Annotated in this window: 26 protein-coding genes; 15 read left to right on the forward strand and 11 right to left on the reverse strand. The window is 68.3% G+C overall.

Translation table 11 applies throughout. The features are described from left to right. Nucleotides 1-79: 79 nt before the first annotated feature. Both U1872_RS16785 and pyrE read right to left on the reverse strand, forming a co-directional pair. A complete protein-coding gene (locus U1872_RS16785; protein ID WP_332794060.1) occupies nucleotides 80-808 on the reverse strand; it encodes a pyridoxine 5'-phosphate synthase in 729 nt (242 codons plus the stop codon). Next, nucleotides 805-1,386 (reverse strand): orotate phosphoribosyltransferase, encoded by a 582-nt coding sequence (pyrE, locus tag U1872_RS16790; RefSeq protein WP_332794061.1) that lies wholly within the window; start codon nucleotides 1,384-1,386, stop codon nucleotides 805-807. Before pyrE ends, U1872_RS16785 begins: the two co-directional genes overlap by 4 nt. A gap of 194 nt (nucleotides 1,387-1,580) precedes the next feature. On the opposite strand from pyrE, the gene coxB reads away from it, so the two are divergent. From coxB to U1872_RS16840, 10 genes are all read left to right on the forward strand, one after another. Then, nucleotides 1,581-2,711: a cytochrome c oxidase subunit II gene (gene coxB / locus U1872_RS16795; RefSeq protein WP_332794127.1), complete on the forward strand. Its 1,131-nt coding sequence runs from the start codon at nucleotides 1,581-1,583 to the stop codon at nucleotides 2,709-2,711. A 3-nt stretch (nucleotides 2,712-2,714) separates the two neighbouring features. Then, nucleotides 2,715-4,379, forward strand: coding sequence for a cytochrome c oxidase subunit I (gene ctaD, locus U1872_RS16800; RefSeq protein ID WP_332794062.1), 1,665 nt, complete (start codon nucleotides 2,715-2,717; stop codon nucleotides 4,377-4,379). A 145-nt stretch (nucleotides 4,380-4,524) separates the two neighbouring features. Beyond that, nucleotides 4,525-5,433: a heme o synthase gene (locus tag U1872_RS16805; protein ID WP_332794063.1), complete on the forward strand. Its 909-nt coding sequence runs from the start codon at nucleotides 4,525-4,527 to the stop codon at nucleotides 5,431-5,433. After that, on the forward strand, nucleotides 5,430-5,582 hold the full coding sequence (locus tag U1872_RS16810; protein WP_332794064.1) for a cytochrome c oxidase system small membrane protein: 153 nt from the start codon (nucleotides 5,430-5,432) through the stop codon (nucleotides 5,580-5,582). The genes U1872_RS16805 and U1872_RS16810 overlap by 4 nt, the downstream gene beginning before the upstream one ends. Further along, nucleotides 5,582-6,121 (forward strand): cytochrome c oxidase assembly protein, encoded by a 540-nt coding sequence (locus U1872_RS16815; protein ID WP_332794065.1) that lies wholly within the window; start codon nucleotides 5,582-5,584, stop codon nucleotides 6,119-6,121. Before U1872_RS16810 ends, U1872_RS16815 begins: the two co-directional genes overlap by 1 nt. A 43-nt stretch (nucleotides 6,122-6,164) precedes the next feature. Next, nucleotides 6,165-7,022 carry a cytochrome c oxidase subunit 3 gene (locus tag U1872_RS16820; RefSeq protein WP_332794066.1) on the forward strand — a complete coding sequence of 286 codons (858 nt, stop codon included), beginning with the start codon at nucleotides 6,165-6,167 and terminating at the stop codon, nucleotides 7,020-7,022. Between the two features lie 4 nt (nucleotides 7,023-7,026). Beyond that, nucleotides 7,027-7,437: a DUF983 domain-containing protein gene (locus U1872_RS16825; RefSeq protein ID WP_332794067.1), complete on the forward strand. Its 411-nt coding sequence runs from the start codon at nucleotides 7,027-7,029 to the stop codon at nucleotides 7,435-7,437. Further along, entirely contained in the window at nucleotides 7,434-8,069 is a 636-nt protein-coding gene (locus U1872_RS16830; protein WP_332794068.1) for an SURF1 family protein, read from the forward strand. Before U1872_RS16825 ends, U1872_RS16830 begins: the two co-directional genes overlap by 4 nt. 11 nt (nucleotides 8,070-8,080) lie before the next feature. Then, nucleotides 8,081-9,481, forward strand: coding sequence for a threonine synthase (gene thrC, locus U1872_RS16835; protein ID WP_332794069.1), 1,401 nt, complete (start codon nucleotides 8,081-8,083; stop codon nucleotides 9,479-9,481). Next, on the forward strand, nucleotides 9,478-10,347 hold the full coding sequence (locus U1872_RS16840; RefSeq protein WP_332794070.1) for an RsmD family RNA methyltransferase: 870 nt from the start codon (nucleotides 9,478-9,480) through the stop codon (nucleotides 10,345-10,347). Before thrC ends, U1872_RS16840 begins: the two co-directional genes overlap by 4 nt. A gap of 23 nt (nucleotides 10,348-10,370) precedes the next feature. Here U1872_RS16840 and U1872_RS16845 read toward each other — a convergent pair whose 3' ends face one another. From U1872_RS16845 to U1872_RS16855, 3 genes are read right to left on the reverse strand one after another with little or no spacing between them, the layout of a single operon-like run. Then, nucleotides 10,371-11,015 (reverse strand): heme exporter protein CcmB, encoded by a 645-nt coding sequence (locus U1872_RS16845; protein ID WP_332794071.1) that lies wholly within the window; start codon nucleotides 11,013-11,015, stop codon nucleotides 10,371-10,373. Continuing rightward, nucleotides 11,012-11,593: a heme ABC exporter ATP-binding protein CcmA gene (ccmA, locus tag U1872_RS16850; RefSeq protein WP_332794072.1), complete on the reverse strand. Its 582-nt coding sequence runs from the start codon at nucleotides 11,591-11,593 to the stop codon at nucleotides 11,012-11,014. The genes U1872_RS16845 and ccmA overlap by 4 nt, the downstream gene beginning before the upstream one ends. Next, complete coding sequence (locus U1872_RS16855; RefSeq protein ID WP_332794073.1) at nucleotides 11,590-11,997, reverse strand: metallopeptidase family protein; 408 nt, start codon at nucleotides 11,995-11,997, stop codon at nucleotides 11,590-11,592. The genes ccmA and U1872_RS16855 overlap by 4 nt, the downstream gene beginning before the upstream one ends. 51 nt (nucleotides 11,998-12,048) lie before the next feature. Here U1872_RS16855 and U1872_RS16860 point away from each other — a divergent pair, with 51 nt between their 5' ends. Then, nucleotides 12,049-12,342, forward strand: a complete 294-nt coding sequence (locus U1872_RS16860; protein ID WP_332794074.1) for a 4a-hydroxytetrahydrobiopterin dehydratase — start codon at nucleotides 12,049-12,051, stop codon at nucleotides 12,340-12,342. On the opposite strand, the gene U1872_RS16865 is transcribed toward U1872_RS16860, so the two are convergent. Next, a complete protein-coding gene (locus tag U1872_RS16865) occupies nucleotides 12,331-13,125 on the reverse strand; it encodes an SDR family oxidoreductase (protein WP_332794075.1) in 795 nt (264 codons plus the stop codon). The genes U1872_RS16860 and U1872_RS16865 overlap by 12 nt on opposite strands. Nucleotides 13,126-13,285: 160 nt before the next feature. Between U1872_RS16865 and U1872_RS16870 the strand changes: the two genes are divergently transcribed. Both U1872_RS16870 and U1872_RS16875 read left to right on the forward strand, forming a co-directional pair. Next, nucleotides 13,286-14,068 (forward strand): ATP-binding cassette domain-containing protein, encoded by a 783-nt coding sequence (locus tag U1872_RS16870; RefSeq protein ID WP_332794076.1) that lies wholly within the window; start codon nucleotides 13,286-13,288, stop codon nucleotides 14,066-14,068. Continuing rightward, the gene (locus U1872_RS16875; protein ID WP_332794077.1) at nucleotides 14,065-15,603 is read left to right on the forward strand and encodes an ABC transporter permease/substrate-binding protein; all 1,539 of its coding nucleotides are present in this window, start codon (nucleotides 14,065-14,067) and stop codon (nucleotides 15,601-15,603) included. The genes U1872_RS16870 and U1872_RS16875 overlap by 4 nt, the downstream gene beginning before the upstream one ends. A gap of 156 nt (nucleotides 15,604-15,759) precedes the next feature. On the opposite strand, the gene ubiG is transcribed toward U1872_RS16875, so the two are convergent. Continuing rightward, nucleotides 15,760-16,497, reverse strand: a complete 738-nt coding sequence (ubiG, locus tag U1872_RS16880) for a bifunctional 2-polyprenyl-6-hydroxyphenol methylase/3-demethylubiquinol 3-O-methyltransferase UbiG (protein WP_332794078.1) — start codon at nucleotides 16,495-16,497, stop codon at nucleotides 15,760-15,762. Nucleotides 16,498-16,559: 62 nt separating this feature from the next. On the opposite strand from ubiG, the gene U1872_RS16885 reads away from it, so the two are divergent. Continuing rightward, on the forward strand, nucleotides 16,560-17,822 hold the full coding sequence (locus U1872_RS16885; RefSeq protein WP_332794079.1) for an aspartate kinase: 1,263 nt from the start codon (nucleotides 16,560-16,562) through the stop codon (nucleotides 17,820-17,822). Nucleotides 17,823-17,834: 12 nt separating this feature from the next. Here U1872_RS16885 and U1872_RS16890 read toward each other — a convergent pair whose 3' ends face one another. From U1872_RS16890 to U1872_RS16905, 4 genes are all read right to left on the reverse strand, one after another. Continuing rightward, on the reverse strand, nucleotides 17,835-18,227 hold the full coding sequence (locus tag U1872_RS16890) for a hypothetical protein (RefSeq protein ID WP_332794080.1): 393 nt from the start codon (nucleotides 18,225-18,227) through the stop codon (nucleotides 17,835-17,837). A 112-nt stretch (nucleotides 18,228-18,339) separates the two neighbouring features. Continuing rightward, the gene (locus tag U1872_RS16895) at nucleotides 18,340-19,200 is read right to left on the reverse strand and encodes an NAD(P)-dependent oxidoreductase (protein ID WP_332794081.1); all 861 of its coding nucleotides are present in this window, start codon (nucleotides 19,198-19,200) and stop codon (nucleotides 18,340-18,342) included. A gap of 149 nt (nucleotides 19,201-19,349) precedes the next feature. Next, nucleotides 19,350-19,736 (reverse strand): endonuclease domain-containing protein, encoded by a 387-nt coding sequence (locus U1872_RS16900; protein WP_332794082.1) that lies wholly within the window; start codon nucleotides 19,734-19,736, stop codon nucleotides 19,350-19,352. Between the two features lie 143 nt (nucleotides 19,737-19,879). Continuing rightward, nucleotides 19,880-20,296 carry a secondary thiamine-phosphate synthase enzyme YjbQ gene (locus U1872_RS16905; RefSeq protein ID WP_332794083.1) on the reverse strand — a complete coding sequence of 139 codons (417 nt, stop codon included), beginning with the start codon at nucleotides 20,294-20,296 and terminating at the stop codon, nucleotides 19,880-19,882. Between the two features lie 46 nt (nucleotides 20,297-20,342). On the opposite strand from U1872_RS16905, the gene U1872_RS16910 reads away from it, so the two are divergent. After that, nucleotides 20,343-21,374 carry an NAD(P)H-dependent flavin oxidoreductase gene (locus U1872_RS16910; protein WP_332794084.1) on the forward strand — a complete coding sequence of 344 codons (1,032 nt, stop codon included), beginning with the start codon at nucleotides 20,343-20,345 and terminating at the stop codon, nucleotides 21,372-21,374. The last annotated feature ends 20 nt before the right edge of the window (nucleotides 21,375-21,394 follow it).

The raw sequence follows: 21,394 nt of genomic DNA on the forward strand, positions 1-21,394 counted from the left end.
GCCTCGAGTGCCGCGCTAGCGAGAACAGGCCCTCCCCCGGCCCCTCCCGCAAGCGGGAGGGGAGCAGGTTGCGCGCGCTTCACCGTGCCGCGTCCATCGCCGAGCGCATCTGTCGGACCGATTCGGCCAGACCGACGAACAGCGCTTCGCCGACCAGGAAATGGCCGATGTTGAGCTCGCGGACCTGCGGGATCGCGGCGATCGGCGCGACGTTGGCGTAGGTCAGGCCGTGGCCGGCATGGATCTCGATCCCGTTCTTGGCAGCCAGGGCCGCCGCATCGGCGAGGCGGCGCAGCTCGAGCGTCCGCGCTTCGCCGTCGATCTCGGCATAGCGGCCGGTATGCAGCTCGATCACTGGAGCGCCGAGCCGGATCGCGGCGTCGATCTGCCGCGCGTCGGGTTCGATGAACAGCGAGACGCGAATCCCCGCATCGCGCAACGCCGCGACCAAGGGCGCGAGCCGATCGTAGCGCCCGGCGGCGTCGAGCCCGCCTTCGGTGGTCAGCTCCTCGCGCTTTTCGGGGACGATGCACGCGGCGTGCGGACGGTGGCGCAGCGCGATCGCCAGCATCTCGTCGGTCGCCGCCATTTCGAGGTTTAGCGGGATCGTCAGCTGCTGCGACAGGCGCGCGATGTCGTCGTCGGTGATGTGCCGCCGGTCCTCGCGCAGATGCGCGGTGATGCCGTCGGCGCCCGCCTCGGCAGCGAGCAACGCCGCGCGTACCGGATCGGGATAGCCCGAGCCGCGCGCGTTGCGGACGGTGGCGACATGATCGATGTTGACGCCGAGGCGGAGGTCGCGGGTCATGCCGCGCGGCTCCCCGGCTTGATCGCCGGGATCGCGGCGAGTTCGGGCGGCAGTGCGTCGGCGGCGTAGGTCGGAACGTCGAGCGCGATCAGCGGGAAGAAGGGGACGCCGAGCTCGGCGGTGCCGCTCGAGCGGTCGACCAGTGCCGCCGCCGCGATCGTCTCGCCGCCGGCGCGCCCGATCGCGGCGATCGCCTCGCGCGAGCTGAGCCCGGTGGTGACGACGTCTTCCATCATCAGCACCTTGGTGCCCGGCGCGATGCGGAAGCCGCGGCGCAGTTCGAACACGCCCTCGGGCCGCTCGAGGAACATCGCTGGTACGCCGAGCGCGCGGCCCATCTCGTGCCCTGCGATGACGCCGCCCATCGCCGGCGAAATCACCGCGGCGATCTGGCTGCGGATCTCGGCGGGCAGGCGGGCGGCGAGCGCGTCGGCCAGCCGCGCGCCGCGCGCTGGGTCCATCAGCACGCGCGCGCATTGCAGATAGCGCGGGCTGCGCAGCCCCGACGACAGGATGAAATGCCCTTCGAGCAGCGCCTCTGCGGCGCGGAATTCGGCGAGAACGTCGTCGTCGGTCATGGCGTGATGGTCCTGCAGGAAGAGCCGGCTGATTAGGGTTACAGGCGGCGCGACGCAACGATTGCGCCAAAAAAGGCGGTTACGCGGGTTGAGGCGAGAGCCGAGCCTGCTATAGGCCAAGGTATAGAGGCGTATCCCCGTCTTGATAATGCCGTAAAAGCGGTGCTCGCAGAGGGTAGAAGCAGAAGATGCGTATGATCGGGATCAAATCGATCGTGCTGGCCGCAGGCCTCGCGATGCTAAGCATCGGGGCCGCAGACGCTGCACCCCAAGCCGCGCCGATCGTTCCGGTCACCCAAGCTGCCGGTGCCGCTCCCGTTGCTGGAGCCCCTGCTGCCGCTCCTGCTCCTGTCGTGTCGAATGACCCGATGCTCGCGGTCGACGGTGGCCCGGCGGTCGCGATCGACCCCAAGGTCGGCCAGCCGGTCGACGGCCTGATCACCATCCAGCCGCAGGTCACGCCGAATGGCCGCCAGGCCTTGTGGTTCCACAACTGGCTGCTGGTGCCGACGATCACCGCGATCACGATCTTCGTGCTGCTGCTGCTGATGTGGGTGGTGTTCCGCTATCGCCGCGCGCGCAACCCGGTCGCGTCGAAGACCTCGCACAACACGATCCTCGAAGTGCTGTGGACCGGCCTGCCGGTGCTGATCCTGCTCGGCCTCGCGCTCCCCTCGATCGGGCTGCTGCAGGCGCAGTACAAGCCCGCGCCGAAGACCGCGGTGACGCTCAAGGCGATCGGCAACCAGTGGTACTGGTCGTATCAATATCCCGACAATGGCGGGTTCGAGGTCACCTCGAACATGCTCAAGGAGGCCAATGAGGTCGGCAAGGGCGAGCGCGCCCGTACCGCCGCCGACGGCCCGCGCCTGCTGGCGACCGACAATCGCGTCGTGCTCCCGGTCGGCGTGCCGATCCGCCTGATCACCACCTCGAACGACGTGATCCACAGCTGGGAAATCCCGGCTTTCTGGATCAAGCTCGACGCCGTCCCCGGTCGCTTGAACGAGACCAGCTTCACGATCGACAAGCCAGGCGTCTATTTCGGCGTCTGCTCCGAGCTGTGCGGCGCGCGCCATGGCTACATGCCGATCACGGTGGTGGCGGTCGCCCCGAACGTCTTCGCGCAGTGGGTCAAGGCCAAGGGCGGCACGATGCCGGGCGCGGCCGCAGCGCCGGTCACCGCGGCACCTGCTGCCGCCGCACCCGCTACCGACGTGACCGCGAACGTCACCGGTCCGGTCGAAGCCGGCACCGCCACCGGACCTGTCAGAAACACGAGCGCGACGGCCAACGCCGCCGGCGCCGGCACAGTTGGACAATAAGCCATGACCGACTCCGCTCTTACCGCGCACGCGTTCGACGCGCACCCGCACTCGGATGCGCACGCACATGACGATCACCAGATGTCGTTCTTCGCGCGCTGGTTCATGTCGACCAACCACAAGGACATCGGGACGCTGTACCTGATCTTCGCGATCACCGCGGGGATCATCGGCGGCGCGATCTCGGGCCTGATGCGCGCCGAGCTGGCGCATCCCGGCATCCAATATCTCGGCTATTGGGCGAGCTTCCTGCCCGGTGGCGAGCAGGGGCTCGATCACTCGCTCCATCTGTGGAACGTGCTGATCACCGCGCACGGCCTGATCATGGTGTTCTTCATGGTGATGCCGGCAATGATCGGCGGCTTCGGCAACTGGTTCGTGCCGATCATGATCGGCGCGCCCGACATGGCCTTCCCGCGGATGAACAACATCTCGTTCTGGCTGCTGATCCCCTCGTTCACGCTGCTGCTCGCCTCGCCCTTCTTCGGTGGCGCGGGTAACGGCTGGACGCTCTACGCACCGCTCTCGACCTATGGCGAGCCGGGGCCGTCGACCGACATGGCGATCCTCTCGCTCCATCTCGCGGGCGCCTCGTCGATCCTCGGCGCGATCAACTTCATCACGACGATCTTCAACATGCGCGCGCCGGGCATGACGCTGCACAAGATGCCGCTGTTCGTGTGGTCGGTGCTGGTCACCGCCTTCCTGCTGCTGCTCGCGCTGCCGGTGCTCGCCGCGGCGATCACGATGCTGCTGACCGATCGCAACTTCGGCACGACCTTCTTCGATCCGGCCGGCGGCGGCGATCCGATCCTCTACCAGCATCTGTTCTGGTTCTTCGGTCACCCCGAGGTCTACATCATGATCCTGCCGGGCTTCGGCATCGTCAGCCAGGTGATCTCGACCTTCTCGAAGAAGCCCGTGTTCGGCTATCTCGGCATGGCGTACGCCATGGTCGCGATCGGCGTTGTCGGCTTCGTCGTGTGGGCGCACCACATGTTCACCACCGGTCTCAGCGTGAACACCAAGATGTACTTCACCGCGGCGACGATGGTGATCGCGGTGCCGACCGGCATCAAGATCTTCTCGTGGATCGCGACGATGTGGGGCGGCTCGATCAGCTTCAAGACCCCGATGCTGTGGGCGATCGGCTTCATCTTCATGTTCACCGTCGGCGGCGTGACCGGGGTCGTGCTCGCCAACGGCGGCATCGATGATTACATGCAGGACAGCTATTACGTGGTGGCGCATTTCCACTACGTGCTGTCACTCGGCGCGGTGTTCTCGCTGTTCTGCGGCTTCTATTACTGGTTCCCGAAGATGTCGGGCAAGATGTACAACGAGTTCCTCGGTCAGGTACACTATTGGGTGTTCTTCATCGGCGTGAACGTCCTGTTCTTCCCGATGCACTTCCTCGGGCTCCAGAACATGCAGCGCCGCGTGCCCGACTATACCGATGCGCTCGCGCAGTGGAACTGGGTCGCCTCGATCGGCTACATGATCATGGCGGCGTCGATGGTCGTGTTCTTCGTCAACCTCGTCATCTCGCTGATGTCGGGCAAGAAGGCCGGCGACAATCCGTGGGGCGACGGCGCGACGACGCTCGAATGGACGCTGTCGAGTCCGCCGCCGTATCACCAGTTCGAGACGCTGCCGCGGATCGACTGAGCGTGAAACGCCCTCTTCCGTACGCGGGGAAGGGCGCTTCTTATTCCCCTCCCGCTTGCGGGAGGGGCTAGGGGAGGGCAGTGGGGGCCTTTCTCGACAGGCCTCCCCCGACCCCTCCCGCAAGCGGGAGGGGGGAAGAAGTGAAATGACCGTAACCACGCTTACCCCGACCGCCACGCTGCCCGCCGACTGGCGCGATTTCTTCGCGCTGACCAAGCCGCGCGTGATGCGTTCGGTCGTGTTCACCGCGCTCTGCGGGATGCTCGCGGCGCCGGTGCAGCTGCCGTTCGTGCTCGCCTTCACCGCGATCCTGTGCATCGCGCTGGCCGCGGGCGCGGCGGGGGCGCTCAACCAATGGTATGAATCGGACATCGATGCGCTGATGAAGCGCACCGCCAACCGGCCGCTGCCGGCGGGCAAGATGGACCGCGAGACCGCGCTCCAGTTCGGCGTCGCGCTGGGCGTCTTCTCGGTGCTGCTGATGGGGATGGCGATCGGGCTGATCGCCGCCGCCTTGCTCGCCGCGTCGATCCTGTTCTACGTGCTGGTCTACACCGTCGGCCTCAAGCGCCGTACGCCGCAGAACATCGTCATCGGCGGCGCCGCCGGTGCCTTCCCGCCGCTGATCGGCTGGGTCGCGGCGACCGGCAGCATCTCGACGCTGCCGCTGCTGATGTTCGCGATCATCTTCCTGTGGACTCCGCCGCACAGCTGGGCGCTCGCGCTGCTGATCCGCGACGATTACGCCAAGGGCGGCGTGCCGATGCTGCCGGTCGTGGCGAGCGCGCGCACGACGCGCTGGCAGATGTTGTTCTACGCCGTGCTGATGGCCGCGGCGGCAGTGTCGCCCTGGGCGCTCGATCTGGCGGGAACGACCTATGGCGTGATCGCAGCGGCAACGTCGGCAATCTTCCTCGGGCTCACCGTATGGGTGGTCGCCGCGGCGGCACCTACACCCAAGGCGATGAAGGCCGAACGCTATCTGTTCGTCTATTCGATCGGCTATATCCTCGTGATCTTCGCCTCCCTCGCTTTCGATCGGCTGACCGCATGATCCCCAACCCGCCGGGCGACCCGCACGCCGACCTCGTCCGCAAGCGCCAACGCACGCGTGCCGCGGTGCTCGGCGTGATCCTCGGCGCGTTTGTCGTGCTGGTGTTCGCGATCACCATCGCCAAAATCAAGGCAGGGATGCCACACTGATGGTCCTCGACGGCAAGCTTCGCACCGCGCTCTTTGCCGTCCTCGGCATCTGCTTCATGACCGGGCTCGGCTGGGCGAGCATCCCGCTCTACCGGATGTTCTGCCAGGCGACCGGGCTCAACGGCACCACGCAACGCGGATTGGTCGCACCGGGCGCGGTCAACCGGCAGATCCGCATCGATTTCGACACCAACGTCGCGCCGCACATGCCGTGGAAATTCGCGCCCGAGCACCCGTCGGAGACGGTCGACATCGGCGCGCGCGACATGGCGTTCTTCACCGCGACCAACATGTCGGACAAGCCGATCACCGGCACCGCGACGTTCAACGTGACGCCGTATCAAGTCGGAAAATATTTCACCAAGATCCAGTGCTTCTGCTTTACCCAGCAGACGCTCAAGCCCGGTGAGACCGCGCGGATGCCGGTGATCTTCTTCGTCGACCCCAAGATCCTGCAGGATCCCGACGCAAGCGACGTCCAGACGATCACGCTCAGCTACACATTTTACCCGGTGGATTCCGCGAAGGCCAAAGGCTAGAGCGGAAGCGTAGGGACGGATTAGACCAGAAGAGGGAAAACCCATGGCCGGCGCCAAGAACCACGATTACCATATCCTGCCGCCCAGCATCTGGCCCCTGGCGGGCTCGATGGCGGCGCTGGTGATGGCGGCGGGCGGCATCATGTGGATGCATTCGGCGGCCGGTGGCGGGCTGATCTTCTACGCCGGCGTCGCGGGCGTGCTCGCGGTGATGTACGGCTGGTGGAACCAGGTCATTAAGGAAGCGCATGCCGGCGATCATACGCCGGTGGTGCAGCTCCACCTGCGCTACGGCATGATCCTGTTCATCGCCTCCGAAGTGATGTTCTTCGTCGGGTGGTTCTGGGCGTTCTTCGATTTCTCGTTGTTCCCGGCGCACATAGCGTACGATTCGGTTGCCAAGACGGTCAGCGTCGTCAGCGACGTCGCGGGGACCTGGCCGCCCAAGGGCCTCGACGTGATCGACGCCTTCCGCTTCCCGCTGCTCAACACGCTGATCCTGCTGACCAGCGGCACGACGATCACCTGGGCGCATCATGCGCTGATCCACGGTGACCGCGACGGGCTGAAGAAGGGGCTTTGGCTGACGATCGTGCTCGGTCTGATCTTCAGCTGCATCCAGGCCTACGAATATGCCGAGGCGCCCTTCCCCTTCAAGGGGCTCAACTATGGCGCGTCCTTCTTCATGGCGACCGGCTTCCACGGCTTCCACGTGATGATCGGCACGATCTTCCTGATCATCTGCCAGATCCGCGTCTATCGCGGCGACTTCACCCCCAAGCAGCATTTCGGCTTCGAAGCCGCTGCCTGGTACTGGCACTTCGTCGATGTGGTGTGGCTGTTCCTGTTCGTGTCGATCTACGTCTGGGGTGGCTGGGGCGCACCGGTCCACGCCGGATGAGGCGATGACCGAGCCGCGGGCCGAGGCCGTCACGCCGACGCCCGTTGCGGCGCCTCCCGTCGCGGCGGCGCTCAAGGGCCTGTGCCCGCGCTGCGGCGCGCCGGGGCTGTTCAAGGGACTGCTCGACTTCAGCGATCGCTGCAAAACGTGCGGGCTTGATTTCACGACCTTCAACGTCGGCGACGGGCCGGCGGCGATCCTGACGCTGGTGCTCGGCGCGATCGTCGTCGGGCTCGCGATCACGATCCAGCTCGCCTACGGCCCGCCGATCTGGTTGCAGATGCTGATCTGGTTGCCGGTCACCGTGGTCAGCGTGGTTGGATCGCTGCGCATCGCCAAGGCGGCGCTGCTCGGCTCGGAATATCGCACCGCCGCGCATGAAGGGCGCATCGCCTCGCCCGAGCCGCGACCATGAAACGCGTTCCCGTCATCCCGACGATCATCGTCGCGCTCGCGATCGTCGCGATGATCGGGCTCGGCGTCTGGCAGCTCGAGCGGCGGAGCGAGAAGGCGGCCTTGCTCGCCCGCTACGCGCGCAACGCAACGCTGCCGCCGATGGCGTTTCCGCGCGATGCGACCGACAGCGGCCTGCTCTTCCGCCGCGCGAGCGCGCTCTGCCTCGAGCCGACGAGCTTCGCGATCGAAGGCGGCCGCAACGCGCGCGGCGGCACCGGCTGGCGCCAGATCGCTCAGTGCCGCACCGGCGCCGAGGGGCCGGGCTTCAAGGTTCAGCTCGGCTTCGGCAACGACCCCCACGCCAAGCCCAATTGGAAAGGCGGGCCGGTCGCCGGCTACCTGACCTACGCGCCCGACCATGCCGCGCTGATCGCGGGCATGGTCGGCGAGGGGACGCCCAAGACGCTGATGCTAGTCGCCGATCCGCCGGCGGCCGGACTCGACGCGAACCCCGGCCCCGATCTGACGGCAGTGCCGAACAATCATCTGGCCTATGCGGTACAATGGTTCGTGTTCGCGGCGCTCGCCGCAATTATCTATGCGCTGGCGCTGCGGCGGCGAACGGTTGCCGAGTCGCCTCCGCCCCGCTAACCGCTACGGCCATGCGCTATATCAGCACGCGCGGCTCCGCGCCGACCCTCGACTTTCGCGACGTAACGCTCGCGGGCCTTGCCAAGGATGGCGGACTCTATCTGCCCGAGAGCTGGCCGAGCTTCTCGACCGAGCAGATCGCCGCGCTGCGCGGCCTGTCCTATGTCGACACGGCGGTGGCGGTGATGCTGCCGTTCGTCGAGGGCACGCTCGACGAGGCCGAACTGCGCGGCTTGTGCACGCAGGCCTATGGCCGCTTCGCGCACGCCGCGGTCGTCCCGCTCGCGCAGCTCGACGAGCGGCAGTGGCTGCTCGAGCTGTTCCACGGCCCGACGCTCGCCTTCAAGGATGTCGCGCTGCAATTGCTCGGGCTGCTGTTCGAGCGGTTCCTGACCGGGTCGACGCAGCAGGTGACGGTGGTCGGCGCGACCTCGGGCGATACCGGCTCGGCGGCGATCGACGCGCTTGCGGGGCGCGCCGGGGTCGACGTCTTCATGCTTCACCCCAAGGGGCGCGTGTCGGACGTCCAGCGCCGCCAGATGACGACGGTGATCGCGCCCAACATCCACAACATCGCGCTCGAGGAGGCTAGCTTCGACGATGCGCAGGCGCTGGTGAAGGCGATGTTCAACGATCCTGCCTTCTCGGGCCAGTTCGCGCTGTCGGCGGTCAATTCGATCAACTGGGCGCGGTTGATGGCGCAGATCGTCTATTATTTCTACGCCGCGGTCCGGCTCGGCGCGCCCGAGCGGCCGGTCGCCTTCTCGGTGCCGACGGGCAATTTCGGCGATGTGTTCGCAGGCTATGTCGCGGCCAAGATGGGGCTGCCGGTCGCCAAGCTGATCGTCGCGACCAACGTCAACGACATCCTCCACCGCGCGCTGAGCAGCGGCGACTATTCGCAAGGGGCGGTCGTGCCAACGCCGAGCCCGTCGATGGACATCCAGGTGTCGAGCAATTTCGAGCGGTTGCTGTTCGATCTCGGCGGGCGCGACGGCGCGGCGCTGGGCGAACAGATGCGCGGGTTCGAGGCGAGCAAGGCGATGCGGCTGACCAACGCGCAATCGCAGGGTGCGAGCGCGCTGTTCGCGAGCGACCGGATCGACTTGGACGACATGGCGCTGGCGATGCGCTGGGCGTGCGAGGCGAGCGGGCAGGTGCTCGATCCACACACCGCGATCGGGCTGGCGGCGGCACGGCGCGCCGATCTGCCGGCCGACGTGCCCGTCGTCACGCTGGCGACCGCGCACCCCGCCAAGTTCCGCGACGCGGTCGAGCGCGCGACGGGGCAGCGGCCGGTGCTGCCGGCGCGGATAGGCGACCTGTTCCAGCGCGAGGAACGCTACGCCTCGCTTCCGGGGACGTTCGAGGCTGTCACGGCGTATATCGCCGAGCGGGCGAGCGCGCGGTGAACGACCTCGTCACCCTCATCGCCGAACCCTGGCAGGATTACGGCCTCGTCGACTCAGGGCACGGCCGCAAGCTCGAGCGCTACGGTCGCTTCCGCTTCATCCGCCCCGAGCCGCAGGCGATGTGGGCACCGGCGGCGGACAGCTGGGAAGCCGATGGCGACTTCATCGGCGCGTCGGACGAGGATGGCGGCGGGCGCTGGCATCTGTCGCGCGACGTACCGCGCGGCGGCTGGCACGTGCGCTGGAACGAGGTGCTGTTCACCGCGCAGAATACGCCGTTCCGCCACCTGGCCTTCTTCCCCGACATGGCGCCGCAGTGGGAGTGGATGCGCGGGCAGGTCGCCGAGGGTGACCAGGTGCTCAACCTGTTCGGCTATACCGGCGTCGGCACCCTCGCGCTGGCGGCGAAGGGCGCGGCGATGACGCATGTCGATGCCTCGAAGAAATCGGTCGATGCGGGCAAGGCCAATGCGTTTCTGTCGGACATGTCGGACCGTCCGATCCGCTGGATGGTCGACGACGCCGCCAAGTTCGCCGCGCGCGAAGTGCGACGCGAGAAGCGCTACGACGGCATCTTCCTCGATCCGCCCAAATTCGGTCGCGGGCCCGATGGTGAAGTGTGGAAGCTCGAGGAAGGCTTGCCCAGCCTGATCGCCGATTGTGCGCGGTTGCTCGACAAGGACAGCAAGTTCCTCGTGCTGACCGTCTATGCCGTGCGCATGTCGGCGCTGGCGATCGGCGAAGTGGTGCGCCAGGCGCTGGCAGATCTTGGCGGGACGGTCGAGGTCGGCGAGATGGCGGTGCGCGAGGAAGCTCGCGGGCTGCTGCTGCCGACCGCGATCTTCGCGCGCTGGTCGCGCGGCTAGGACGCGCAAAGCCCTGCTGAGCGTCAGTCGAGCGCGCTGCGCATCGCCGCGCCGGCGACGAACGGCGCCCCCGCCAGCAGCACGAGGCTCGTCGCGGCGAGCAGCTTGACCGCGGCCATCCCGCCGTCGAGCGATCCGGCGCCGAAGATCAGCAGCGGCACGGCGAGCGGCAACATCACCAGCCCGGCGACCGATCCCGCGCCGCGCAGCCCGGTAACCAGCGCCGAGGTCGCCACCGCCAGCGCCGCCAGGCCCGGCGTGCCGATCAGCAGGCCGAGCTCGACCGTGCCGAGCGTCGTCGCGGGCAGGCCGAGCAATCCGGCCGCGACGACCGCCGCGAGCATCAAGGGCGGGCCGAAGCCGAGCCAGTGCGCGACGATCTTGGCGGCGGCGACGGTCGGCATCGCGAAGCCGCGCACGCTCAACTGGTCGAGCACGCCCGCTTCGGCATCGGGGCCGACCAGCCGTTCGACCGGCATCAGCGCGGCGAGCAACGCCGCCGCCCAGATCACCCCGCCGCCGATCCGCGCGAGCAGCACCGTGTCGGGGCCGACCGCGAACGGGAAGAGGATCGTGACGAGCAGGAAGAAAGCGAGCGCGTTGATCATGCCGCCGCTCGACCAGGCGGTGCGCAGGTCGCGCAGGATCAGGACGAACAGCGCACTCATCGCAGTGCGACCTGAACGGCGTCGGGCAAGGCGAGCGGCAGATGCGTCGCGACCAGCACCGCGCCGCCCGCGGCGCGGTGGTCGGCAATGAGGCGTTCGAGCATCGCGACGCTGGCGAGGTCGAGGCCGTTGGCAGGCTCGTCGAGCAGCCACAGCGGCGCCCCGCTGGCGACGACGCGCGCGATCGTCGCGCGGCGGCGCTGGCCGGTCGAGAGCAGCCGCACCGGGATCGCGGCGATGGCTGCGAGGCCGACCGCATCGAGCGCTGCGGCGACGCGCGCGCGCGGCTGCGGGGTGGGGTCGAGCGCCGCCCAGAAGCCGAGCGCATCGGCGAGCGTCCGTGCAGGGTCGAGCGCGCTCGCCTCCGCAAGCAAGGCGCGCGTCGGCGATCCGCTGACCTCCCCGGCGGCGGGGCGCAGGAGGCCGGCGGCGATGCGGATCAGGCTCGACTTGCCGACGCCGTTTGGCCCGCTCACCAGCGCCGCGCCGCCCGGCCCGATCGCCAGCGAGAGCCGTTCGAACAGCGTCCGTCCGCCGCGCTGGCAGGTCACGCCGTGCAGCGCGAGCGCACCGTTCATGCAGCGCCCGCTTCGAGCGCGTGCATCGCATCGTCGGACAGGCCGAAATGATGGCCGATCTCGTGGATTGTGACGTGCGCCACCAAGGCGGTGAGATCGACCCCGGTCTCGATCCACTCCTCGAGGATCGCACGGCGATAGAGGTGGATGCGGTCGGGCAGGCCGCCGCTGTCCATCGACGATTTCTCGCCGACCGGGCGCCCGTGATACAGGCCGGTCAAATCGAGCGGATGCTCGATCCCGAGCGCGTCGAGCGTCTCGTCGTCGGCAAAGTCCTCGACGATCAGCACGACCTCGCCGAGATGCGCGCGGAACTGCGCGGGCAGGCCTTCGATCGTGGCGCGCGCGATCGCCTCGATCGTGTCGGCGTCGGGCGCGGTGCGCGGTTGATCGGGGTGCGGCATCCGCTATGTCTTACGGCGAAGGCGCGCCGCGCGCCAGCAGGAGAGCAGTGCGTGAGGGTGGACCCGCTGACCGAAGACGACCGCGCCGAGGCGCTCGATACGCTCGACGAGTGGGATTATGACGAAGCGCGCGACGCGATCACGCGGACCTTCACCTTCGCCGATTTCAGCGAGGCGTTCGCCTTCATGACGCGCGTCGCGTTGCTTGCCGAGAAAGCCGATCATCATCCCGAATGGTCGAACGTGTGGAACCGCGTCGACATATTGCTAACGACGCACGATGCGGGTGGGCTGTCGCACAAGGACGTCGCGCTGGCCGAGGCGATCGACGTGCTACTGGGCTGAGCCAATCGTCCCGCGGCGCATCCGCTTGCGCAAGCTGCCCGGCATCCAGCGCGCGGCGAACGCCATCTTGTCGGCGGTCTTGCCGACATAGGTATGGACCTTGTCGCCGTGGACCGCGTCCCACGCCGCCTGCGCGACCGCGTCGACGTTGGTCAGCTCGAGCCCGGCGTTGGTGACGACCTGCTTGATCGAATAATTGCTGTTGCCCGCGGGCGTCGCGAGCAAGGGCGTGTCGATGAAGCTCGGCACGAGATCGCGCACCTTGATCCCGGCGCCATACCATTCGCCGTCGAGCGCCTCGGTCAGCGCGCGGACGCCGAACTTGGTCGCCGAATAGACCGGCAGCCCCGACGAGCCGTAGATCGCCGACGCAGACGCGGTGTTGAGCAGGCACGATCCCGGCGTGCGCGCGAGATAGGCATAGCCGATCTTGGCGCCATTGAGCACGCCGACCAGGTTGATCGCGACCACGCGGTCGAGATCGTCGAAGCTCATCTCGGCGATCGGGCCGCCGGTGCCGATCCCGGCATTGTTGAACAAGACGTCGAGCCGCCCGCCGGTGGTGGCGGTGAAGGCGTCGAGCGCCGCGACCCAGCCGTCGCGGTCGCGCACGTCCATTGTATAGGTCTCGGCCATCCCCGCCGGCAGCATCGCGGCGGTCGCCGCGAGCCCGGCGGTGTTGACGTCGGCGAGCCCGACCCGCCAGCCGCGCGCGGCGAACAGTTTCGCGGTCGCCTGCCCGATGCCCGAGCCGCCGCCGGTGATGAAGATCGCCTTTTGCATCCTGTCCGTTTCCTCATGGCCTCGCCTGTCCCGGCGGAGCGGGCGGCGCAGATTGAAGGCGACTGTGCGGCAGCGTCGGCTGTCGGACAAGACCGCTTCGACCGGCGCCGCGACAATCTCCGGTTTGACGGGTGCGCGAGCGTGCAGCACAAGCAGCGCAATGTCTGACACCACCTCTCGCGGCCCCGCCGTCGCCTTTGCCGGCGTGACCAAACGCTACCCCGGCGGGACGGTCGCGGTCGGCGACGTCTCGGTCGAGATCGCCGGCGGCAGCTTCGTGGCGCTGGTCGGCAGCTCGGGCTCGGGCAAGTCGACCTTGCTCAAGATGATCAACCGGCTGATCGAGCCGAGTGCCGGCAGCGTGCGGATCGGCGGCGAGCCGGTCGGCGACGTCGCGCCGCACACGCTGCGGCGGCGGATCGGCTATGTCTTCCAGAATATCGGGCTGTTCCCGCACATGACGGTCGCCGAGAATATCGCGATCGGGCTGCGGCTGGCGGGCGAGCCGGACCGTGCGCCGCGTGTCGCCGAACTGCTCGCGCTCGTCGATCTGCCGCAGGCGTTCGGCGCGCGGATGCCCGATGCGCTGTCGGGCGGACAGCGCCAGCGCGTCGGCGTGGCGCGTGCGCTCGCCACCGCGCCGGGGCTGATGCTGCTCGACGAACCGTTCGGCGCGCTCGACCCGGTGACGCGCGACCAGCTCGGCCAGGCGATCCGCCAGCTGCACGACCGGCTCGGGCTGACGACGATCATGGTGACGCACGACATGGCCGAGGCGCTGATCCTCGCCGATCGCGTGCTGGTGATGGACGCCGGGCAAGTAGTCGCCGATGCGACCCCCAAGGCGCTGCTCGCGGGTGAGGGCGGGGCGGTCGCCGACGCGCTGGTCGCGGTGCCGCGCGAACAGGCGCGCGCGCTGCATGCGCTGGAGACCGGCGCATGAGCGGCAGCCCGTTCCTCGAGGCGATGACGCGCGTGCCCGATCTGCTCGCGGCGCATCTGCTGCTGGCGGCGTCAGCGCTGCTGCTGGGGTTGGCGATCAGCCTGCCGCTGGCGATCTGGTCGGCGAGGCGGCCGGCGGTCGCACGGGTCGCGCTCGGTTTTGCGAGCCTCATCCAAACGATCCCGAGCCTGGCGCTGCTCGCGCTTTTCTATCCGCTGCTGCTGTTCCTGTCGGGGCTGGTCGGCGGCGGGATCCCCGCGCTCGGTTTCCTGCCCTCGCTGCTCGCGCTGACGCTCTATGCGCTGCTGCCGATCCTGCGCAACGGCGTGACCGGACTGACCGGGCTCGACCCCGCGCTGGTCGAGGCGGCCGATGGCGTCGGGATGACGGCGTGGCAGAAATTGCGGCTGGTCGAGGCACCGCTGGTCGCGCCGGTGCTGATGGCGGGGATCCGCACTGCGGCGGTGTGGACGATCGGCGCGGCGACGCTGTCGACCACGGTCGGGCAGCCGAGCTTGGGCGACATGATCTTCGCCGGACTGCAGACGCAGAATTGGGCGCTGGTGCTGGCCGGCTGCCTCAGCGCGGCGGCGCTGGCGCTGGCGGTCGACGCGCTGCTCGGCGTGATCGAATATGGCATCGCGCAGCGCAAGCGCGTGCGCGCGTTCGTTGCGGCGGGGGTGCTGGCGGTCGGCGTGCTGGTCGCGCTCGCGCCGCTGCTGCCGCGCACGCAGCCGACGATCACGATCGGCGCGAAGGGCTTTTCCGAACAGTTCATCCTGGCGCGGATGATCGGGCATCAGCTCGAACATGCCGGCTACCGCGTGCAGTACCGCGAGGGACTCGGCTCGGCGGTGGTATTCGGCGCGCTCAAGAGCGGGACGATCGACGTTTATGTCGATTATTCGGGCACCGTCTGGACCAACGAGATGAAGCGCGCCGATTATCCGGCGCGGCCGGCGATGGTCGCGGCGATCGCGGATTGGGCGAAGAAGACCTCGGGTGTGCGGCTGCTCGGCGCGCTCGGCTTCGAGAATGCCTATGCGTTTGCGATGCGCGGCGACGATGCCCGCGCGCGCGGCATCGCGTCGCTCGACGATCTCGTCGCGGCGGCGCCGCGGCTGACGCTCGGCTCGGACCTCGAATTTCTCGAACGCCCCGAATGGGCCGGGGTGAAGCGCGCCTACCCGCTGCGCTTCCGCGCGTCGCACGCGTACAACCCGACCTTCATGTATCGCGCGCTCGAGAGCGGTCAGGCCGACGTGATCTCGGCTTTCTCCTCCGACGGGCGGATCGCGGCGCAGCATCTGACCGTGCTCAGCGACCCGCGCCGGGCGATCCCGGGCTATGACGCGATCCTGATGGTCGCGCCGGGGCGGGCGGGGGATGCCAAGCTTATCGCGGCGTTGCAGCCGCTGGTCGGGCGCATCCCGGTCGAGGCGATGCGCGAGGCAAACTATCAGGTCGATCGCGACACCGACAAGGTCTCGCCCGAGGCGGCAGCGCGGTGGCTGGAGCGCAAGGTCGGGTTGTAAAGTGCCTCCCCTCCCTGAAAGGGAGGGGCTGGGGGTGGGTCGGTCTCCCGGGCGCGGTACGCTCGCCAAAAGCGGGGTTTGCGGTTCGCTTGGCAGGCGCCCGGCGAAACAACGGGCCGACCCACCCCCGACCCCTCCCTTTCAGGGAGGGGAGGATTAGCGGGTGGCGGTCACGAAATAGTCGAGCTTGGTATCGTCGCTAAGCACGAAGCCCTTCGCCACCGAGAAGCCCAGCCCCCGCACATCGACCACCCTCAACCCCGCCGCGACCACCAGCTCGGTCAGCGCCTCGGGCGTCAGGAACTTGTCCCAATCGTGCGTCCCGCGCGGGATCGTGCCGGTCCCTTCCGCAAACGTGATCAGCGCGAGGCGCGACAGCGCGGTGCGGTTGGGGGTCGACAGCACGAGCAGTCCGCCGGGCGCCAGCGCGGTCGCCAGCCCGGCGATGAAGCCCGCGGGGTCGGTGACATGCTCGATCACCTCGAGGCTGGTGACCAGATCGAACGTCTCGCCGCCCAGATCCTCGACGCTGCCGGTGCGATAGTCGATCGCCAGCCCCGACTGCGCGGCATGAGTCGCCGCCACCGCGACATTCTCCGCCGCCGCATCGAGCCCGGTCACCGCCGCGCCCAGCCGCGCGAGCGGCTCGCACAGCAGCCCGGCGCCGCACCCGACATCGAGCGCGCGCTTGCCGGCGAGCGGGGTGAAGCCCGTCTCGTCGCCGAGCCAGTGCGCGTCGATCCGCTCGCGCAGATAGCGCAGCCGCACCGGATTGAGCCGGTGGAGCATCGCCGACGAGCCTTTGGGATCCCACCACTCGGCGGCCATCGCGCCGAAATGCGCGGCCTCGGCGGGGTCGATAGTGGTTGCAGACGTTACGGTTGCGCTGTTCATGCCCGCTTCCTATCAGGACCGCCCGAATAGCCCAAGCCCCACCCCAAGGACTTCTGCCACCTATGGCCCGTATCGTGATGAAATTCGGTGGCACCTCGATGGCCGGAATCGAACGCATCCGTTCGGTTGCCGCGCGGGTCAAACGCGAGGTTGCAGCGGGCAATCAGGTGGCGGTGGTCGTCTCGGCGATGGCGGGCGAGACCGACCGGCTGGTCGGCTTCTGCCGCGAGGCGTCGTCGCTCTACGACCCCAAGGAATATGACGTCGTCGTCTCGGCGGGCGAGCAGATCACCAGCGGCCTGCTCGCGATCGCGCTCCAGGCGGCGGGTGTGCCCGCGCGCAGCTGGCTCGGCTGGCAGCTCGCGATCTCGACCTCGGACGCGCATGCCTCGGCACGGATCGAGAATATTGACATGGTCGCGCTCGAGGCGAGCCTGGCCGCTGGCGAAGTCGCGGTGGTCCCGGGGTTCCAGGGCGTCGACGAGCATGGCCGCGTCACCACGCTCGGCCGGGGCGGTTCGGACACCTCGGCGGTGGCGATGGCGGCGGCGATGAAGGCGGATCGGTGCGACATCTACACCGACGTCGACGGCGTCTACACCACCGATCCGCGGATCGTGCCGCGTGCGCGCAAGCTGAAGAAGGTGACGTACGAGGAAATGCTCGAGCTGGCCTCGGTCGGCGCGAAAGTGTTGCAGACCCGCTCGGTCGGGCTCGCGATGAAGGAAGGCGTCCGCGTCCAGGTGCTGTCGTCCTTCACTGGCGAGGACGCACCGATGGCGGATAGATTGCCCGGCACGATGATCGTGGGCGAAGAGGAGATCGAAGACATGGAAAGCCAGCTCATCACCGGCATCGCGCACGACAAGAACGAAGCCAAGATCACGCTGGTCGCGGTGCCCGACAAGCCCGGCGCGGTCGCGGCGATCTTCGCGCCGCTCGCGCAGGCGAACATCAACGTCGACATGATCATCCAGAATATCGCGCATGCCGCGGGGTCGACCGACGTGACCTTCACCGTCCCCGCTGCCGACCTCGCGCGCTCGATCGAGGTGCTCAACCAGGCGCGCGGCCAGATCGGTTTCGCCGAGCTGGTCCACGACACGCGCGTTGCCAAGATCTCGGTGGTGGGCGTCGGGATGCGCAGCCATGCCGGCGTCGCCTCGACGATGTTCACCACGCTCGGCGAGCGCGGGATCAACATCCAGGCGATCTCGACCAGCGAGATAAAGGTCTCGGTGCTGATCGAGGAGGATTATACCGAACTCGCGGTGCGCGTGCTGCACACCGCCTACGGGCTCGACGCGGACGACGTCGCGGCCTGAGCCGCCGTTCGATCAGTCGCGGCCGAGCAGCTTGCTCGCGAGCTTGCCGACGAAGGTGACCGGATCGCGGCCGCGGCCATAGCCGAAGTGGCGCATCTCGGCCTTCGAGCAATCGCGCTGGCCGGCGAACATGCCGCACGCGCCGACCGGGGTCAGCGCGGCCATGCCGGTGCCGCGCGTGACGCGGGCATCGTCGGGTTCGTCGTCGGGATTGTCCCAGCCATCGGCGGCGGCCAGCGGCGTGCGATCGTGGCGCGACGCGCAGACAACGATCTCGGACGCGCTGGCGGTGCGGCAGCGCTGCAGCACCGCGAGCCGGTCGCGATCGGGGAGGTGCGCGAGGTCGAACTCGATCGGCAGCGTCGCGCTCGCGCTCTGGAGGATCAGCATCAACACCAGCGACATCGGCCACCCCTCACTATCCGGGTGGGGGTGGCCGCAGATCGCGGCGGAACGATGGCAAGGCGTTGCCGCCGCGTGATTTTTTTCGCTCGAAATACGCCTCAGCGGGGCGCCGTCATGCCTTGCGCGCGAACGGGCGGCTGGCGACGCCCGACCAATCCTGTTCGCCCATCCCGGCATCGACCGCGTCGCCCATCCGCGTGCGCACCGCGTCGAGCACCGGTAGCGTGATCTGCGCTGCGTCGGCCAGTTCGGTCGCGAGGCGGAGGTCCTTGAGTCCAAGCTTCATCTTGAAGCCGGGGGTGAAGTCGCCCGAGACGATCTTGGGGGCATAGCTCTGATAGGCGCGTGCGCCGAACAGCGTGCCGGTCATCAGCTCGAGGAACGTGTCGGCCGCGACGCCGTTGTCGCCCGCCAGCGCGACGCCCTCGGCCATCGCCTCGATCGCCATCGTGAGCATCATGTTGCCGGCGATCTTGGCGGCATTGGCTTGGGCGGGCTCGGTGCCGAGCGGCCAGACCTTGGTCGAGAGTGTCTCGAGCAAAGGGGTGATCGTGCCGATGGCGGCGTCGGGGCCGGCGACGACGATGTTGAGCTGTGCCGCGGCGGCGGCATCGGGGCGGCCGAAGACGGGCGCGGCGACGTATGCGATGCCGCGCTCGGCATGGTCCTCGGCGAGCGCCTTGGAGAAGGCGACCGAGATCGTCGCGGTGACGACGTGGATCAGCCCGGCCTTCGCGCCGTCGAGCACGCCCGAATCTAGCAGCACCGCACGGATCGCGGCATCGTCGGCGAGCATCGTGAACGCCACGTCGCCTTCGAGCGCCGCCGCGACGCTGTCGACGATGGTGACGCCGGGAATGTCCGCCGCGTCGACCGGCGAGCGGTTCCAGGCGTGGACCTGATGGCCCGCCTTGGCGAGGTTGACGGCCATGGCGCTGCCCATCTTGCCGAGCCCGATGAAACCGATCTGCATTGGGGTGTTTCCTGTCTGGAGAAGGTGCAAGCGCAAGCGTTTGGCGGGGAGGGAGGTTCCGGGCGTGGGGTCGAGAAGAAGGCCCTCACCCAACCCTCTCCCGCGAAGGGCGGGAGAGGGCTTGCGCGTTGCGGGGCGCCTGCCCCCTTCTAGCCCTCTCCCGCTTGCGGGAGAGGGTTGGGTGAGGGCCTTCTTCTTTCAAGCAGCGCCGCGTGGACGACGGTGGCAACACCTTCCAGATTGGTCAGAACGTCGGTGTTCCAGAAGCGCAGGATCTTGAAGCCCCGCGCCTCCAGAAACGCAGTGCGCTTCGCATCCGCAGTCTCCGTATGCTGGCTCCCATCGATCTCCACGATCACCATCGCCTCGAGGCACACGAAGTCGGCCACATAGTCGCCGATCGTATGCTGGAAGCGGAATTTGAACCCGTCGAGCTGCCGGCTTCGCACCGCCTGCCAGAAGCGATCCTCGGCGTCGGTGCGCTCGCGCCGGAGGCGCGCGGCGTGGGGGCTGATCTGGCGACGGACCGGCGGCATGGTGTTGATTATAATGGAAAGTAGGCCCTCACCCAACCCTCTCCCGCGAAGGGCGGGAGAGGGCTAGCATGTGGCGAGCCGCCTGCCTCCTTCTAGCCCTCTCCCGTCTTCACGGGAGAGGGTTGGGTGAGGGCCTTCTGCTTCTATTCCCCGATCAAATGCGCAGCCACGCGCCGCCGATGCCCCACCCGGCGATGTTCGAACAGGTAGATCCCCTGCCACGTCCCCAGCACCGGGCGCCCGCCCGCGACCGGAATCGACAGGCTCGTCGCGGTCAGCGCAGCGCGCAGATGCGCGGGCATGTCGTCCGGCCCCTCGTCGTCATGTTCGTACGCCGTGCTCTCCGGGGCGATCTTCGCGAAAAAGCGCTCGACGTCGCGGCGTGCGGCGGGGGCGGCATTCTCCTGGATCAGCAGCGAGGCCGAGGTGTGGCGGACGAACAAAGTGAGCAGCCCGGTCTCGATCGCGCTGGCCGCGACCCAGCGCAGCACCGCGTCGCTGATCTCGTGGAGTCCCTGTCCGGGGGTGGGAATTATCAGTTCGGTCGAAGTCTGTCGCATGACGCGGGCTTGCCCCAAAGCCCTGCGCACGGCTAGGCCCGGTGGCATGAACGAAATCTCCTCGATCGGCGCTGCGCGCCTCACCCGGCGCATGGCGCGCGGTTCCGCATTTCTGGGCTCGGAGGTCGCGATCCTGTGTGGGGCGATGTCGTGGGTGTCCGAGCGCAACCTCGTCGCCGCGGTGTCGAACGCCGGCGGCTTCGGGCTGATCGCATGCGGCGCGATGACCCCCGAATTGCTCGACCGCGAAATCGCCGCGACCAAGACGCTCACGACCAAGCCGTTCGGCGTGAACCTGATCACGATGCACCCCGCGCTGTTCGACCTGATCGAGGTGTGCAACCGCCACGCCGTCGGCCACGTCGTGCTGGCAGGCGGCCTGCCGCCGACGGGATCGATCGATGCGATCAAGGCCAATGGCGCCAAGCTGATCTGCTTCGCGCCCGCCTTGTCGCTCGCCAAGAAACTGATCCGCTCGGGCGTCGACGCGCTCGTCGTCGAGGGGATGGAAGCCGGCGGGCATATCGGCCCTGTGTCGACCAGCGTGCTTGCGCAGGAAATCCTCCCCGAGGTCGCTGACAAGGTGCCGGTGTTCGTGGCGGGCGGGATCGGGCGCGGCGAGGGGATCGCGGCGTATCTCGACATGGGCGCGGCGGGCGTCCAGCTCGGTACGCGCTTCGTCTGCGCGATCGAGAGCATCGCGCATGCCAATTTCAAGAAGGCGTTCCTGCGCGCGTCGGCGCGCGATGCGGTCGCCAGCGTGCAGATCGATCCGCGCCTGCCGGTCATCCCGGTGCGCGCGCTCAAGAATGCCGGCGGCGACCTGTTCACCGCCAAGCAGCGCGAAGTCGCGCAGCTGCTCGACGAGGGCAAGGTGGCGATGGCCGAGGCGCAATTGCAGATCGAGCACTATTGGGCCGGCGCGCTGCGCCGCGCGGTGATCGACGGCGATGTCGAGCATGGCAGCTTGATGGCGGGCCAGTCGGTCGGGATGGTGACCAAGGAAGAACCGGTCGCCGAGATCGTCGCGCTGCTGATGGCCGAGGCGGCGGCGGCGCTGGAGCAGCGCGCGGCCTGAGCAAAAGGCGGACCCGCCGA

Source organism: Parasphingomonas frigoris (genome assembly GCF_036663815.1).
GTDB lineage: Bacteria > Pseudomonadota > Alphaproteobacteria > Sphingomonadales > Sphingomonadaceae > Sphingomonas.

Excerpts from the sequence above, each read along its gene's own strand:
- U1872_RS16785 (WP_332794060.1), bottom strand. The coding sequence starts at position 808 with ATGACCCGCGACCTCCGCCTCGGCGTCAACATCGATCATGTCGCCACC.
- pyrE (WP_332794061.1), bottom strand. The coding sequence starts at position 1,386 with ATGACCGACGACGACGTTCTCGCCGAATTCCGCGCCGCAGAGGCGCTG.
- coxB (WP_332794127.1), top strand. The coding sequence starts at position 1,581 with ATGATCGGGATCAAATCGATCGTGCTGGCCGCAGGCCTCGCGATGCTA.
- ctaD (WP_332794062.1), top strand. The coding sequence starts at position 2,715 with ATGACCGACTCCGCTCTTACCGCGCACGCGTTCGACGCGCACCCGCAC.
- U1872_RS16805 (WP_332794063.1), top strand. The coding sequence starts at position 4,525 with ATGACCGTAACCACGCTTACCCCGACCGCCACGCTGCCCGCCGACTGG.
- U1872_RS16810 (WP_332794064.1), top strand. The coding sequence starts at position 5,430 with ATGATCCCCAACCCGCCGGGCGACCCGCACGCCGACCTCGTCCGCAAG.
- U1872_RS16815 (WP_332794065.1), top strand. The coding sequence starts at position 5,582 with ATGGTCCTCGACGGCAAGCTTCGCACCGCGCTCTTTGCCGTCCTCGGC.
- U1872_RS16820 (WP_332794066.1), top strand. The coding sequence starts at position 6,165 with ATGGCCGGCGCCAAGAACCACGATTACCATATCCTGCCGCCCAGCATC.
- U1872_RS16825 (WP_332794067.1), top strand. The coding sequence starts at position 7,027 with ATGACCGAGCCGCGGGCCGAGGCCGTCACGCCGACGCCCGTTGCGGCG.
- U1872_RS16830 (WP_332794068.1), top strand. The coding sequence starts at position 7,434 with ATGAAACGCGTTCCCGTCATCCCGACGATCATCGTCGCGCTCGCGATC.
- thrC (WP_332794069.1), top strand. The coding sequence starts at position 8,081 with ATGCGCTATATCAGCACGCGCGGCTCCGCGCCGACCCTCGACTTTCGC.
- U1872_RS16845 (WP_332794071.1), bottom strand. The coding sequence starts at position 11,015 with ATGAGTGCGCTGTTCGTCCTGATCCTGCGCGACCTGCGCACCGCCTGG.
- ccmA (WP_332794072.1), bottom strand. The coding sequence starts at position 11,593 with ATGAACGGTGCGCTCGCGCTGCACGGCGTGACCTGCCAGCGCGGCGGA.
- U1872_RS16855 (WP_332794073.1), bottom strand. The coding sequence starts at position 11,997 with ATGCCGCACCCCGATCAACCGCGCACCGCGCCCGACGCCGACACGATC.
- U1872_RS16865 (WP_332794075.1), bottom strand. The coding sequence starts at position 13,125 with ATGCAAAAGGCGATCTTCATCACCGGCGGCGGCTCGGGCATCGGGCAG.
- U1872_RS16870 (WP_332794076.1), top strand. The coding sequence starts at position 13,286 with ATGTCTGACACCACCTCTCGCGGCCCCGCCGTCGCCTTTGCCGGCGTG.
- U1872_RS16875 (WP_332794077.1), top strand. The coding sequence starts at position 14,065 with ATGAGCGGCAGCCCGTTCCTCGAGGCGATGACGCGCGTGCCCGATCTG.
- ubiG (WP_332794078.1), bottom strand. The coding sequence starts at position 16,497 with ATGAACAGCGCAACCGTAACGTCTGCAACCACTATCGACCCCGCCGAG.
- U1872_RS16885 (WP_332794079.1), top strand. The coding sequence starts at position 16,560 with ATGGCCCGTATCGTGATGAAATTCGGTGGCACCTCGATGGCCGGAATC.
- U1872_RS16890 (WP_332794080.1), bottom strand. The coding sequence starts at position 18,227 with ATGTCGCTGGTGTTGATGCTGATCCTCCAGAGCGCGAGCGCGACGCTG.
- U1872_RS16895 (WP_332794081.1), bottom strand. The coding sequence starts at position 19,200 with ATGCAGATCGGTTTCATCGGGCTCGGCAAGATGGGCAGCGCCATGGCC.
- U1872_RS16900 (WP_332794082.1), bottom strand. The coding sequence starts at position 19,736 with ATGCCGCCGGTCCGTCGCCAGATCAGCCCCCACGCCGCGCGCCTCCGG.
- U1872_RS16905 (WP_332794083.1), bottom strand. The coding sequence starts at position 20,296 with ATGCGACAGACTTCGACCGAACTGATAATTCCCACCCCCGGACAGGGA.
- U1872_RS16910 (WP_332794084.1), top strand. The coding sequence starts at position 20,343 with ATGAACGAAATCTCCTCGATCGGCGCTGCGCGCCTCACCCGGCGCATG.